The organism is Roseitranquillus sediminis (assembly GCF_016918935.1).
Lineage (GTDB): Bacteria > Pseudomonadota > Alphaproteobacteria > Rhodobacterales > Rhodobacteraceae > Roseitranquillus > Roseitranquillus sediminis.
This window is the reverse complement of the sequence record NZ_JAFFOB010000020.1, coordinates 1-13,602: the sequence shown is the minus strand read 5'-3', so window position 1 is coordinate 13,602 and position 13,602 is coordinate 1. Positions and strand designations below refer to the sequence as shown.

Sequence of the window (13,602 nt, the reverse complement as noted above, 5' to 3'; positions counted from 1 at the left end):
ATGGCGCATTACGCTTTCCTCGACCACGCCCGACCCCTCGCCTTCGCGCATCGCGGCGCGTCGGAAGAGAGCGAAGAGAATACGCTCGCAGCCTTCCGCGAGGCGGCGCACCTTGGCTTCCGCTATATCGAGACCGACGTGCAGGCGAGCCTCGACGGCGTACCGGTGATCTTCCATGACGATGCGCTCGAGCGCATGACGGGCGAGCGGGGGCGCATCGGCGACCTGCCGTGGCGGATCCTCTCGCGCCTGCGCACGCGCGCGGGCGAGCCTCTGCTAAGGCTCGACGAGGCGCTTGATGCCCTGCCCGAGATCCGCTTCAACATCGACGCGAAGTCTGACGCCTCGGTCACGCCGATCGCCGAGGCGGTTCAGCGGGCGGGCGCCGTAGAGCGGATCTGCGTCGCCTCGTTCGACGTGCACCGCACGCTGCGACTGCGACGCCTTCTGGGCGAGAAGCTCTGCTGGTCACCCAGCCATCGCGGTGTCGCGCGGCTCTGGCTGGCAAGATGGCTGCCGGTCCGGATCCCCTCATTTCCGGTCGTGCAGGTCCCGACGCACTTCCACCGCATTCCGATCGTCACGCCGCGCTTCGTCGAGGCCGCCCACGGGCGCGGCATCCAAGTCCATGTCTGGACGATCGACGAGCCGGCCGAGATGGAGCGCCTGCTCGACATGGGCATCGACGGCCTGATGACAGACCGGCCGCGCCTGCTTCGAGACGTGCTGCGGCGCCGCGGCGAGTGGACAGCGGGCTGATCAGGCGGGGACCGGCGCCCCCTCCTTGCGCAGGCGCAGGAAGGTGAAGAGACCGAAGGGCGGCAAGGCGTGGCGATGCTCGAGCCGCAGCGTCTCGGCACTGAGCACCCGGTCCAGCTCGAAGTCGGGGTGCCAGCCCAGATGGTCGGCCAGCGGCGCGATCATGCGTTCGAGCTTGGCGAGAACCCCCTCGTCTCGCGCGAAGTGGTTGACGATAACCACCTCGCCGCCCGGCCTGCAGACGCGGGCCATCTCGCGCACCACGCGCTCGGGTTCGGGCACGACCGATACGAGATACATGGCGACGACCGTGTCGAAGTGGTCGTCGGGGAAATCGAGCCTACGCGCGTCCATCTGGCGAAGCTCCGCGACATGGTCGAGCTTCTCCGCCTCGACCTTCTTTCGCGCACCGGCCAGCATCTCGTGCGAAAAGTCGATGCCGGTCACCTCGAGGTGCCGCCCGTAGTCCGGCAGCGAGAGGCCGGTCCCGACGCCGACCTCCAGCACCCGGCCCCGCCGGCCGTTGATGTATCGCACGGCCCGCGCGCGGCCACGGCGGGTGATGAGACCGAACGTCTCGTCGTAGATCGGCGCCCAGCGCTTGTAGGCCGAGCTTATTGCGGGGAGGTCCATTCCTTGTCCTTTGTCCTGCGCCGCCGCAGACGCGCGACCGATGCGGCAAGAATAGCGGCGTAGATCGCGTCGGCCACGGCCATAAGCAGCCAGAAGCGCGTGAACATCAGCCCGATGATTGCGACGGCGCCGATCAGGACCCAGATCGCCTTGTCGCGCGGGATGCGAAGCGACTTGGGCGAGAACGTCCTGAGCCGGCTGATCATCAGGATGCCGACCAGGCCCACCCACGCCGCGACGAGCGCTGGCAGGTCGCGCATCTCGACGACCTCGGCCAGTGACAGGAACACTGGCAGGAGTCCCAGCATCGCACCCGCGGGCGCCGGAACGCCGGTGAAGTGCGCCCGGCCATCTGCCGGCGGCACATCGCGGTTGACGTTGAACCGCGCGAGCCGCAGGCAACAGCAGATGACGTAGATCAGGACGAAGGCCCAGCCGAAGCCGCGAGTGTCCGTCAACGCGAACTGATAGACCAGCAACCCTGGGGCGACGCCGAAGTTGACGAAGTCCGACAGGCTGTCGAGCTCCGCTCCGAACGAGCTCGTGGCGTCCAGCCGCCGCGCGAGGAGTCCGTCCACCCCGTCGATGAGCGCCGCGAAAATGATGAGCAACGCCGCCAGCTCGAAACGCTCGGCAAACACGAAGCGGATTGCGGTAAGGCTGGCGCAGAGGCCGACAAGCGTGACGATGCTGGGCAGAAGCTGCAGGAACGGCAGCGTGTCGCGCTCACCATCCGCGCGCGGCATCAGCGGATCTCGCCGGCGCGCGGCGGCTCCGAGGCCAGCAGGTCGGCGATGACGGTCTCGCCCGCCACCATTTTCTGCCCCTCGCAGACGAGCGGCGAGACGCCGTCCGGCAGGTAGACGTCGAGCCGCGATCCGAAGCGGATCATGCCGAAGCGCTCGCCCGTCGCCAGCCGCTGCCCCTCGCGCACGTCGCAGAGGATGCGCCGCGCCACCAGTCCGGCGATCTGGACGATGCCGACCCTGCGTCCGTCCTCGAGGTGCACCACGATGCCGTTGCGCTCGTTGTCGTCGCTGGCCTTGTCGAGCGCCGCGTTGAAGAAGCGCCCGGGTCGGTACACCGCCCGCACCACCGTCCCGCCGACCGCCGCGCGATTCACGTGGCAGTCGAACACGCTCATGAAGACGCTGACGCGCATCAGCGGCGCGTCCCCCAGCTCCAGCTCGGGCGGCGCCTGCGCCGGCGCGACCTGCGAAACGATTCCGTCAGCCGGGCTCACCATCAGCCCCTCGCGCGCGGGCGTCACTCGGGCGGGGTCGCGGAAGAAGTAGTAGCACCAGACGGTCAGCCCCACGCCGATCCAGCCGAGCACCTCGCTGACGAAGAAGAGCGCAATGGTGACGATGGCAAAGATCGCGATGAACTTCGGCCCCTCGCGGTGCAGCGGCTTGATGACGGTCGAGGCAAGGTTCACGGACATGGGGCACCTGCGGTCGGTCCTGCCCGACCGTTCCTTGCCGAATCCGCGCCGACATGCAACTCGGCTCCGCCGTGCCGACCCGCCACTTCGCCTGACCAGCGGAGCTTCGAGGTCCGCCCGGCGCGGCGACCGGACACGCCGCCACGCGTCATAACCGCTTGCAGAGGCGCCTGCGGGCCACTATGCAGCGAACGCTCTGGCGAGTTGGCGGAGTGGTTACGCAGCGGATTGCAAATCCGTGTACACCGGTTCGATTCCGGTACTCGCCTCCACCTTCGCAGCAGAATGCGAAGAGGCAGGTCCGCAGCCGCCCCGGCTCCGCTCATGCGGAAATCGAGAGCAGTCGCTCTTCCCGCTCATCCTTCGCACCAGGTACCTGGCACCCACATCGCGCTCTTGGCGGCACAGGCTGTACTCGGCGAATCTTGCGGCTCGACCTGTTCGCGCAACTCATCCGTGGATGATTGACATCAAGCATCGGATGATGACACTCTTCCACAGAAGCGAAGCAGATCGCTCGCATGGAGGGTAGAGTGAGCGATGTCTCACGGCATGATGCGGTTCTTGCGCTGCTGCGCGACCGGCCTTTCGTGTCTGTGAACGAGCTCACCTCGTATTTCGGCGTGTCCCCCGCGACCATCCGGCGCGACATCGACAAGTTGTCCGAGGCCGGCTCGGCACAGAAGGTCTATGGCGGCATCGCCGCAATCCAGGCCGAGCATCGGCGTCGGGCGATCGCCCTGCCCTTCAGCGACAACCGCGACATCGCCGTCGCCGCCAAGCGCGCCATCGCGCGGGCCGCGTCGCAGCTGGTCCGCGATGGCAGCATCATCATCGTCCATGCCGGCTCGACCTGCTTTCACTTCGGGGTCGAGATCGCCAGCCGAAGCGTGCGCGTGGTGACCCACTCGATGCCGCTGGCGGGATATCTGGCGGAGTTCGGAACCTGCCACGTCACGGTCAGCGGCGGCGATCTTCATCGGGAACCGGGACTGCTCTACGACCCATCGGGCTTCGATCCGGACGTCTACGCCTCGCAGTTTTTCGTGGGCGCGCTCGGCGTCGGACCCGGAGGAATCCTCGAGTCGCACCCCCTCCTGGTCCGGTTCGTCAAGGAATTCGCCGACCGGACCAACGAAATCGTCCTCCTGGCCGACAGCCGGAAGTTCGAGGAGCGGCCCCCTCTCGTCGCGCTGCCGTTGTCCCGCCTGTCGCATGTGGTGACGGATGACGGGCTCAAGGACAGCCACGCCCGCATGCTCGAGGACAACGGCGTCAAGTTCACGATCGCCGAAGCGTCGAAGGGGGTCGCATGACCACGACCGCACCCGTGCTGGAGATGCGCGGCATCTCGAAGTCCTTCGGACCCGTGCAGGCGCTCAGGGACGTATCGCTCACCGCGCATGCGGGCGAGGTCCATGCGCTGATGGGCGAGAACGGCGCGGGCAAGTCGACGCTGATGAAGATCCTCTCGGGCGCGCACGCCCCGGACCCCGGCGGCGAGGTACTCGTCGGGGGTGAGCGGATGCCGCTCGGCAACCCCAAGCTCGCCAAGGCACACGGCGTCGCGGTCATCTATCAGGAGCTCACGCTGGCGCCGAACCTGAGCGTCGCGCAAAACGTCTTTCTCGGCAACGAGAAGTCCTCGCGCGGGATCGTCAACCGGCGGGGAATGGCGGCCGCGACCCGGCCGATCCTCGATCGGCTGGGCGTCTCCTTCAGGCCCGACACCAAGGTGGCGCGCCTGTCGCTGGGCGAGCGGCAGCTGGTCGAGATCGCGCGGGCGATGTCCACCAACGCCCGGATCATCGTGATGGACGAACCAACCACGTCCCTGTCGAGCCGCGAGACGGAGAAACTCTTTGCTGTGATCGCAGGCCTCAAGGAGCAGGGCATCGCTATCGTCTACATCAGCCACCGCATGGACGAGATCTACCAGCTCGCCGATCGCTGTTCGGTGCTGCGCGACGGGGCCTACGTGGGGACGCTGTCGCGCGACGAGCTCGACGCGTCGCGGCTCGTCTCGATGATGGTGGGGCGCGACCTCTCGACCTTCTACAAGAAGGACCACAAGCCGACCGAGGCCGAGCGCGACGTGGTGCTGGCGGTCGAGGGACTTAGCGACGGTGTCGAAGTGTTCGACTGCTCCTTCAAGGTGCACAAGGGCGAGGTGCTCGGCATCGCCGGTCTCGTGGGGTCGGGTCGCACGGAACTGCTCCGGCTGATCTACGGCGCCGACCCCGCAACCGCCGGGCGCGTCCTGCTTGACGGCGCGGAGGTCACGCCGAAGACACCGCGCGAGGCGCTCGACCACGGGATCGTCTACCTTACCGAGGACCGCAAGGCTCTTGGCCTGTTTCTCGACATGTCCATTTCTGACAACGTCAGCATGGCGGTGGCCGATCGCGACGCCAAGGCGGGCGGCGTTCGCAACTTTGCCCGCGCCGCGGAACGGGCGCGCAGTGCGATCGAGGCGCTGTCGATCCGCGCGCCCTCGGCCTCACTCACGGTCGGGGCGCTTTCGGGCGGCAACCAGCAGAAGGTCCTGCTGGCGCGCCTGCTCGAGACCAATCCGCGGGTGCTCTTGCTCGACGAGCCTACGCGCGGCGTCGATGTGGGTGCAAAGTCCGAGATATACCGGCTGATCGACGGGCTGGCGGAGCAGGGCCTTGCCATCGTCATGGTATCGAGCGAGCTGCCCGAGATCGTCGGCGTCGCCGACCGCTGCCTCGTCATGCGCGAGGGCCGTATCGCGGGCGAGGTCGCCGCGGGACCGGACAAGCCGATAGAACAGGAAGCCGTGATGGCGTTCTCCACCGGCGCTCCGGGTGAGCGCGGTGGAGCATCCTTGGCCGCCAGAGGGGAGACGGGCCGATGAGCGAAGCGACCATGGAGGACGCCGGCCGAAAGCGCGGCCGCGCGAAGGCGCTGATCACCGCGCTGGGCATGCTGCCCGTGCTGATCCTGCTGGCGGTGGGGTTCGAGCTGCTGACGGGCAAGTTCCTGTCGGTCAACAACATCTCGATCGTGATGCAGCAGGCCTCGATCAACATCGTGCTCGCTGCGGGCATGACGTTCGTCATCCTGACCGGCGGCATCGACCTCTCCGTCGGTTCGATCCTCGCGGCATCGGCGATGGCGGCGGTTATCGGGTCACTGTGGCCGGGCGGCTTGGCCTATCTCGGCATTGCGGCAGGACTGGGCCTCGGCCTCGCCTTCGGGCTGATCAACGGAGCGCTGATCGCCTTGCTGCGATTGCCGCCCTTCATCGTGACGCTGGGCGCGCTTACCGCCGTCCGGGGGGTGGCCCGCCTGCTGGGCGACGACACTACCGTTTTCAACTCGAACCTGCCCTTCGCCTTCATCGGCAACGGCACGTTCCTGGGCATCCCTTGGCTGGCGATTATCGCGATCGCCGTCGTCCTGATCTCGTGGTTCGTGTTGCGTGCGACCGTGCTCGGCACCTGGATCTACGCGGTCGGCGGCAACCAGGAGGCCGCGCGGCTCACCGGGATCAAGGTCTCGCTCGTGATCCTCTTCGTCTACGGCGTCTCCGGCCTGCTGGCGGGCCTCGGAGGGGTCATGTCGGCGGCGCGGCTCTATGCGGCGAACGGGCTGCAGCTCGGGCAGGCGTACGAACTCGACGCGATCGCGGCGGTCATCCTGGGCGGGACCAGCTTCGTCGGCGGCGTCGGCTCGATCTGGGGAACCCTCATCGGGGCGCTCATCATCGCCGTGCTGTCGAACGGCCTGATCCTGACCGGCGTCTCGGACATCTGGCAGTTCATCATCAAGGGTCTCGTCATCATCGTGGCCGTGGCACTCGATCGCTACCGGCTCCGGGGCGGTGCCCGGACCTGACGCAAGAACACGCATTCAACAGGAGGAACACGATGCGTACAATGAAGACACTCATGTGCGGCACAGCCATTGCCGTTGGCATGGCCGCACCGGCCAGTGCGCAGGACAAGACGCTCGAGAGCGTCGGGATCTCGGTCGGGCTGCTCGGCAACCCCTTCTTCGTCGCGACGATCGAGGGGATCACCGACGCCGCGAGGGAGATCAATCCGGACGTCGAGGTGACGGCGGTCTCGGCAGACTATGACCTCAACAAGCAGGTCAGCCAGATCGACAACTTCATCGCCGCCGGCACCGACATCATCATGCTGAATGCGGTCGACGCGAGCGCAATCGAGCCGGCCGTGACCCGCGCCAAGAACGCCGGCGTCGTCGTCGCGGCCTTCGACGTCTCGGCGCCGGGAGCACAGGTGACCGTGATGACCGACAATGTCGCTGCCGGGCGCAAGGCCTGCCAGTACATCGTCGACAACATCGGCGGCGAGGGCGACGTCATAATCGTCAACGGCCCCGCCTCGTCCTCGATCCTCGACCGGGTCGAAGGCTGCAAGGAGGTGTTCGAGGGAACGGAGGGGATCAACGTCCTGTCCGACGACCAGAACGCCGGCGGCTCGCGCGAAGGCGGCCTCGATGTCATGCAGGGGCTTCTGACCCGCTTCGACCGCATCGACGGTGTCTTCGCGATCAACGATCCCACGGCGCTCGGCGTCGAGCTCGCGGCGCGGCAGCTGCAGCGTGACGAGTTCATCATCACCGGCGTCGACGGGGCGCCCGACATTGAGGAGGCGCTGGAGTCTGGCAACTCGCTCATCAAGGCGTCTGCGAGCCAGGACCCCTACACCATGGCCGCACAGTCGATGGAGCTGGCCTATCAGGTCTTCCAGGGCACGCCGCCGGACGAGACCACTGTCCTGATCGACCCGGAGCTCATCACCTCCGAGAACGTGGAAGAGTACACCGGCTGGACCGACCCGCGTTGATGACGAGAAGGGTGCGCCTCAGGTGGGGGCGCACCCGCCACCAAGAAGAGATCTGATGCAGCTTTCCGCTCTCAAGCAGGCCGTCCTGGACGCGAACCTCGCCACCGTGCGAAGCGGCCTGGTCATGGCCACGTTCGGCAACGCGAGCGGTATCGACCGCAAGGCGGGCGTGGTGGCGATCAAGCCCAGCGGCGTGCCATACGAGACCATGTCGGCCGGCGACATGGTCAGCGTGCGCCTCGACGGCACCGTCGTCGACAACCGCTGGCGCCCCTCCTCGGATCTCGACACGCATCTCGTGCTCTACCGCGCCTTCGAGGGCATCGGCGGGGTGATCCACACGCACTCGACCTATGCCACGATCTTCGCCCAGGCGATGACGCCGATCCCCTGCTTCGGCACCACCCACGCCGACTACTTTCGCGGCGAGGTCCCCGTCACGCGCCACCTGACCGAGACCGAGATCGCCGAGCGCTACGTCGCCGCCACCGGCGAGGCCATCGTGGAGATTGTCGGCGAGCGAGATCCGCTAGAGGTCCCGGCTGTGCTCGTCGCCGGTCACGGTCCCTTCGTCTGGGGCGCAACACCCAAGGACGCCGCGTTGAACGCGCTGATCCTGGAGGAGTGCGCCAGGATGGCCTGGTACTCGCTGCAGCTCCGCCCGGACCTGCCGCCGATTCCGCAGGCGCTCCTCGACCGGCACTTCCTGCGCAAGCATGGCAAGGACGCCACCTACGGCCAGGCGGAGCTGACATGACTCTCGTTGCCGGAGCAGATTTCGGGACGCTCAGCGTCCGCGTCACCATCATGGAGACCGAGACCGGCAAGGCGGTCGGCACCGCAGTCGCCGAGTACCCGCTCAAGCGCTCGGAGCATGATCCGCTGCGCGCGCAGCAATCGCACGACGACCACATGGCCGCCCTTGCGAGCGCGATCCGGGCCGCGACCGAAAAGGCCGGCGTGGACGGCCGCGACATCGCCGCCCTCGCGGCCGACACCACCGGCTCCAGCGTCGTCATGGTGGACGAGGATCTGCGGCCGCTGGACGATTACTACCTGTGGTGCGACCACCGCGCACACGAGGAGGCCGCGGAGATCACCCGCCGCGGCCGCGAGGAAGGTCTCGAGGCGCTGAAATGGTGTGGCGGCGTCTACAGCCACGAATGGGGTTACGCCAAGCTCCTGCACTTCCTGCGCCACAACCCTGACAAGAGGGATCGCGTCGCCACTGCGCTTGAACATTGCGACATGCTGGTCGCCACGCTGACCGGCGCATCCGTCCGCGACCTGCCCCGCTCCGTCTGCGCCGCCGGCCACAAGTGGCTGTGGGGCGCGGCATGGGGCGGGCTGCCAGACCAGGGCTTCCTGTCGCGTGTCGACCCGCTGCTGGACGGCATCAACGACCGGTTGGGTGGGAGCTACGGCATCTCCTCGAAGGTTGCCGGGCATCTGACGCCGCAATGGGCCGCTCGTCTCGGTCTCAGGCCCGGCATCCCCATCCCCTTCGGTGCCTTCGATGCGCACTGGGACGCCGTCGCCTGCGGCTGCGGGCCGGGAGACGTCGTCAACGTCGTCGGCACCTCCACCTGCATGATCGCCCTCGGGCCTCTCTCGATGGGCGCAGTCCCAGGTATCTGCGGCGCCGTGCCCGGCAGCGCGCTGCCCGGGCACATGGGGGTCGAGGCGGGCCAGTCGGCGACGGGCGACATCTTCGATGCGATCGCCCGCCGCGCCGGCAGCGACGTCGCCACCTTGTCGGCGGGGCTGGAGCGTCGCGGCCCCGCCTCCACGGGTCTGCTGCGGCTCGTATGGGACAACGGCGACCGGACCGTCCTAGTGCGTCCGGACCTCGGCGGCGTGACGCTCGGTTGGGACCTTGCCCATACCGCCGCCGACGAGATGCACGCCGCGTTCGAAGGCATGGCGATGCATATCCGTCTGATCATCGAGCGCCTCGGCTCCGGCGGGCTGGACCTGCGGCGGGTCGTGAACGGCGGCGGCATACCGCAGAAGAACGAGGCGCTGAACCAGATTTATGCCGACGTTCTGGGGACGGAAGTCCATGTTCCCGAGCGCTCGCCCGTTGGTGTGGGGGCATGCATCTTCGCCTCGGTCGCGGCTGGCTGCTTCTCGAGCGTGGAAGAGGCGCAGGAAGCACTCGCGCCGCCGACCCGGACCTATACCCCACGCGGCGAGACGCGCGAGAGGTACGAGCGTCTCTACCGCCTGTTCTCCGATCTATACTTCGGGTTCGGCGAAGGTAGGCAGGTGGATCTCGGCGACGTGCTCTCTAGCCTGCGGCAGTTCCGGCTGTCGGCCGCCTGACTTGCCCGATCCCGTTGCCGACCGGGGCCGGTTCGCATTGGCGCCGAGTGGCGGAGCTCAGGCCTGCATTTCCTCCAGCGCACGGCGGGCGGCGGCAAGGCCGGCGAGCGTCATGTCCTCCGCCCCAGCAACCGATACGCTGAGACCTTCTGCCGAGAGCGCCTCGGCGTATTGGCGGCAGAGGCTCTCGGCGCCGACCAGGCGGACGTCCTGCCCCAGCCAGTAGGGGCGCGCGGCCTGCAACTCGGCGCCGATCAGCAGGCCGGAGAGCCGCGCTCGCGCGGCGTCGGGTGCGAGGTCCGAAATCAGCGACTCGGCGCGCAGTCCGAAGAGGCTCGAGGCGAGCGCCTGGGGCCGCGCCATGCCGTCACGGACGGCGGCAAGGAAGGCATCGCCGTCCCATCCATCACCGCCGACGCTGTGCCGCAGCACCGACTGCCGGGACAGGAGCGCGAAGAGCTCCCCGGTCATGAAGGTGCGAAAGCTCACGATCTCGCCGGCGCTGATCTGCACCCACTTCGTGTGCGTGCCGGGCAGGCAGATGACGCCGTCGAAGCGCGGATCGGCGGCGAGGATCCCCGCGATCTGCGTCTCCTCGCCCCGCATCACGTCGGCCGGTGAGTCTTGCTTGACGCCAGGCAGGATCCGCACCTCGAGTGGCGCGCTGCGTATGGAAAGCGGAAGCGCTGTCCCGATGCCCGGCGGCGTACAAGGCGCCGTCTCATAGGGCGCCTCGACCCAACCCTGGCGTGCGCCCGCCATGCCGCAGACGATGACCGGCACGCGCCGCTCGCCTTTGATAAAGGGTTGGACGAGCGACGTCAGCGTCGGCTCGAACTCATTGCGCTGCAGCTGGCTCATGCCCTTGTCGCTGGTGAGCCGTTGCAACACGGCGCCGTCCGCTCCGATGATCCAAGCGCGCAGGTTCGACGTGCCCCAGTCGACGGCGATCCATTCGATCTCGGCGCCATACATCCGCCTATCCCCTCGTCACGACGCCGCCGCCGACGTGCCACATGCAGACTGCCGGCGCTCCCGCCGGCAGCTACCCGCAATACTCCTGGGCTGCGACAGCACGCCGGAGTGCCATCTCTCCCGCGACGAATCGACGGCCCCTCGACCATGCATCCCGAGGCGCCGCCGCTTGGGTTCAGAGGCCCTTGCAGTTGGCGTAATAGGTGACGGTCGCCGGCCAGTCCGAAAAGACGCCGACCACGCCCACGTCCTGCGCCAGGACGTCGAGAACGTTCAGGTAATCTGCGTCGTTGTCGATCGTGTCCGTGACGGTGTGGTAGTACCAGCCGCCACCGCCCGCGAGCGGACCGGACCGTTCGAGCGTCCAGGTGATGATGTTGATGTCGGCCTCGGCGAGCTGGTTCGCGAGTTCCGAGGGAATCATCTCGCCCGCTTCGTTCAGTGTCAGCAGGAACGGAATCGCCGGCGCGACGTAGTTCACGCCCTGCTCCTTGAGCTCCGAGGGCGTCCAGCCCCAGGTCGAGGGGTCCATCCCGTCGAGACCTTCGATCGAGCTGTCGTCAATGAGATAGACGGCCTGCGCGCCGAACTCCGGCTCATTCTCGATCCAGTAGAGAATGTCGTCGAAGTTGAAGGACTGCGGGTAGACCCGGCTCGGGTCGATGCCCGCCGCCTTGTACTCGTCAACCAGCTTCTGGGCATAGTCCTCCTGGCTGAAGCCCTCGTAGGGCATCTCGACCGAGGCGGACTTCAGTTCGGGCGTGAAGTCGGCGCCGAGGCTGTCGAAGAGCTCGATGGACTCCGCATGCGTCATCAGCTCCGCTCCGTCCGAATAGAGCGTCGTCCGCCAAGGCGCGACGCCGCCCTGGTATTCCTCCGCCGTGGTGGCGTCGGAGGCGGCAGCGTCCATCTTGGGCTGGAGCGTGCGGAACTCGGCGAGCGTGATGTCCGACGCGCGGCACTCGGCGCTGGCCGGAGCGTCACCCTCTGCCGGCGTGAAGCCCGCCGTGCAGTTCTCGGCCAGGTCGGTGACGAGGATGTTCGTCGTGGTGTGCAGGTCGTTCTGCGCGTGGCGGCAGACGAGCTCCCGGTCAGCCGTGAAGGTCACGTCGCACTCCAGGATGCCGGCGCCTTGGCGGGCCGCGGCGACGTTCGACTGGACCGTGTGCTCCGGGAACATCAGCGGCGCGCCGCGGTGGCCGATTGAGAATTTGGTACGCTGCGGCTCCTGTCCCATGCAGGCCATCAGCTCTTCCTTGAGCGGGCCATCCTCCATCTTCGAGACCAGGTAATACGGTCTTTCCCCATAGTTGATCGGTACGTCGCCGCCGGACGCCTGCGCCAGAACGGCGGCAGGTGCGAGCGCGACGGTAAGCAACAGGATCGATCTCACGGACAGTCTCCCTCTGTCTGAACGTTTCGGCGGCAAAGGTGCACAGGCCGAACGTCTGAAGGCTGGCACAGCTCTCGCCGCGCGACAACGGCGGCGTTCGCTCGTCGACCTGCCTTTCCGTGCCTGCCCGAAAAGCTCCCATGCGACGCGCAATCGCGAGGGCAGAGCGGAGCATACAAGGGCGAACATTCGAACGGCGCGTCCTGCGGACGGCTGATCGCCGTCGTCCTGCCTCGGCGCCGGACGAAACACGTCCTTCGATCAATGGCCGAATGCGGCGTCCCCTGTGAGCCGGAGCGTTGACCCGCCCGAGATGCCGGTGTGACGCGAAGAGGTGTTAACGCCGATCGGCCCCCTTCGTGAAGATCGCGTGATGAAAGACGGTTGCGCCACCCGCGGTGCAATGCTCCGTCACCAGTTTCACCGCCTGTCTCTCTCGAACTCGCGGCTGAACCTTCGCTGCGGCCATCCTCTGATGTGCCAAGTTTTATGGTCACGATCTGATCTTCGTTTGCGCGAAACCGGCAGCAGGTCAGCGGGCCCCGCCGGCCGCGCAAGAGCGCAACGGCTACCGCGATCGGGAGATGCGAGCCGGGGCGGTCGACCTGCACATCCCGAAGCCATGAAAGAGCGGCTACTTCCCGGCGTTCTCGAGGTGCGCCGCATGGAGACACCAGGATGATCTTCCTCGACCGAGTGACCGGGAGCCGCCGGGTTCGAACGGTGTGTCGCTCGGCGACGCATTTTCCCTCACCACGTCGAGGGATGTTGGCGTCGCTGCCGAGAGCCATCCATGGGCGCTGACGGAGGTCGAGCGGGAGAGATCGGGCGACGACGGTGCGCGACTACCTGCGGTCGCGCAGCCAGATCAGGGTCAAGGATTGTTGCCGCTCGCGCATCCTTTCGGGCACGCTGCGGCGAATTCGGGAGAGGCTGTCGTGATCCCGGCCGGCTCGCCGCGAGCGAGGAGCGCGTCGCTGCACAGCCGCCTCGATCGACTGGGTGACGCGGCCATGCACGCCGTGGTAGCGGCTATCGGCTGGCAACCATGGATAACGGGCAGAGCTGCATCAGTGCCCTGGCCCACCGACGCGGAGCCCTCGCGGCCCGCGCCCCTACATCACGTGGCAGGGCGATCTGGCCCTGCGGCAGTGCTTGCAAGATATTCCATTGCGGCGCGTGCGCCTCCTGTCTTGTGTGGGACGCCGGCGAGGTCGAGGCCCATTTCGACGCCG

At 67.4% G+C, this 13,602-nt stretch carries 12 protein-coding genes and 1 tRNA gene; 8 read left to right on the top strand and 5 right to left on the bottom strand.

The window, feature by feature from the left end:
* Positions 1-759 (top strand): glycerophosphodiester phosphodiesterase family protein, encoded by a 759-nt coding sequence (locus tag JM664_RS15080; RefSeq protein WP_227420763.1) that lies wholly within the window; start codon positions 1-3, stop codon positions 757-759.
* Here the strand turns inward: JM664_RS15080 and JM664_RS15075 are convergent, their stop codons facing one another.
* From JM664_RS15075 to JM664_RS15065, 3 genes are read right to left on the bottom strand one after another with little or no spacing between them, the layout of a single operon-like run.
* Positions 760-1,392 (bottom strand): class I SAM-dependent methyltransferase, encoded by a 633-nt coding sequence (locus JM664_RS15075; protein WP_227420762.1) that lies wholly within the window; start codon positions 1,390-1,392, stop codon positions 760-762.
* On the bottom strand, positions 1,374-2,138 hold the full coding sequence (locus JM664_RS15070; RefSeq protein ID WP_227420761.1) for a CDP-alcohol phosphatidyltransferase family protein: 765 nt from the start codon (positions 2,136-2,138) through the stop codon (positions 1,374-1,376). The genes JM664_RS15075 and JM664_RS15070 overlap by 19 nt, the downstream gene beginning before the upstream one ends.
* The gene (locus JM664_RS15065; RefSeq protein ID WP_227420760.1) at positions 2,138-2,836 is read right to left on the bottom strand and encodes a phosphatidylserine decarboxylase; all 699 of its coding nucleotides are present in this window, start codon (positions 2,834-2,836) and stop codon (positions 2,138-2,140) included. The genes JM664_RS15070 and JM664_RS15065 overlap by 1 nt, the downstream gene beginning before the upstream one ends.
* A gap of 198 nt (positions 2,837-3,034) precedes the next feature.
* Here JM664_RS15065 and JM664_RS15060 point away from each other — a divergent pair.
* The 7 genes from JM664_RS15060 to JM664_RS15030 all read left to right on the top strand — a co-directional run bounded on the left by JM664_RS15060 (position 3,035) and on the right by JM664_RS15030 (position 9,999).
* Positions 3,035-3,108 (top strand) — tRNA-Cys (locus JM664_RS15060).
* A 261-nt stretch (positions 3,109-3,369) separates the two neighbouring features.
* Positions 3,370-4,152 (top strand): DeoR/GlpR family DNA-binding transcription regulator, encoded by a 783-nt coding sequence (locus tag JM664_RS15055; protein ID WP_227420759.1) that lies wholly within the window; start codon positions 3,370-3,372, stop codon positions 4,150-4,152.
* A complete protein-coding gene (locus JM664_RS15050) occupies positions 4,149-5,714 on the top strand; it encodes a sugar ABC transporter ATP-binding protein (RefSeq protein ID WP_227420758.1) in 1,566 nt (521 codons plus the stop codon). The genes JM664_RS15055 and JM664_RS15050 overlap by 4 nt, the downstream gene beginning before the upstream one ends.
* Entirely contained in the window at positions 5,711-6,697 is a 987-nt protein-coding gene (locus JM664_RS15045; protein WP_227420757.1) for an ABC transporter permease subunit, read from the top strand. The genes JM664_RS15050 and JM664_RS15045 overlap by 4 nt, the downstream gene beginning before the upstream one ends.
* Positions 6,698-6,729: 32 nt before the next feature.
* Positions 6,730-7,674, top strand: a complete 945-nt coding sequence (locus JM664_RS15040; RefSeq protein ID WP_227420756.1) for an ABC transporter substrate-binding protein — start codon at positions 6,730-6,732, stop codon at positions 7,672-7,674.
* A gap of 55 nt (positions 7,675-7,729) precedes the next feature.
* Positions 7,730-8,431: an L-ribulose-5-phosphate 4-epimerase AraD gene (gene araD / locus JM664_RS15035; RefSeq protein WP_227420755.1), complete on the top strand. Its 702-nt coding sequence runs from the start codon at positions 7,730-7,732 to the stop codon at positions 8,429-8,431.
* Entirely contained in the window at positions 8,428-9,999 is a 1,572-nt protein-coding gene (locus tag JM664_RS15030) for a ribulokinase (protein WP_227420754.1), read from the top strand. Before araD ends, JM664_RS15030 begins: the two co-directional genes overlap by 4 nt.
* Positions 10,000-10,056: 57 nt before the next feature.
* Here the strand turns inward: JM664_RS15030 and JM664_RS15025 are convergent, their stop codons facing one another.
* Together JM664_RS15025 and JM664_RS15020 are read right to left on the bottom strand one after the other, a co-directional pair.
* Positions 10,057-10,974 (bottom strand): 2-dehydro-3-deoxygalactonokinase, encoded by a 918-nt coding sequence (locus JM664_RS15025; protein WP_227420753.1) that lies wholly within the window; start codon positions 10,972-10,974, stop codon positions 10,057-10,059.
* Between the two features lie 175 nt (positions 10,975-11,149).
* A complete protein-coding gene (locus JM664_RS15020; protein WP_406675816.1) occupies positions 11,150-12,367 on the bottom strand; it encodes a glycerophosphodiester phosphodiesterase family protein in 1,218 nt (405 codons plus the stop codon).
* Positions 12,368-13,602 lie beyond the last annotated feature (1,235 nt).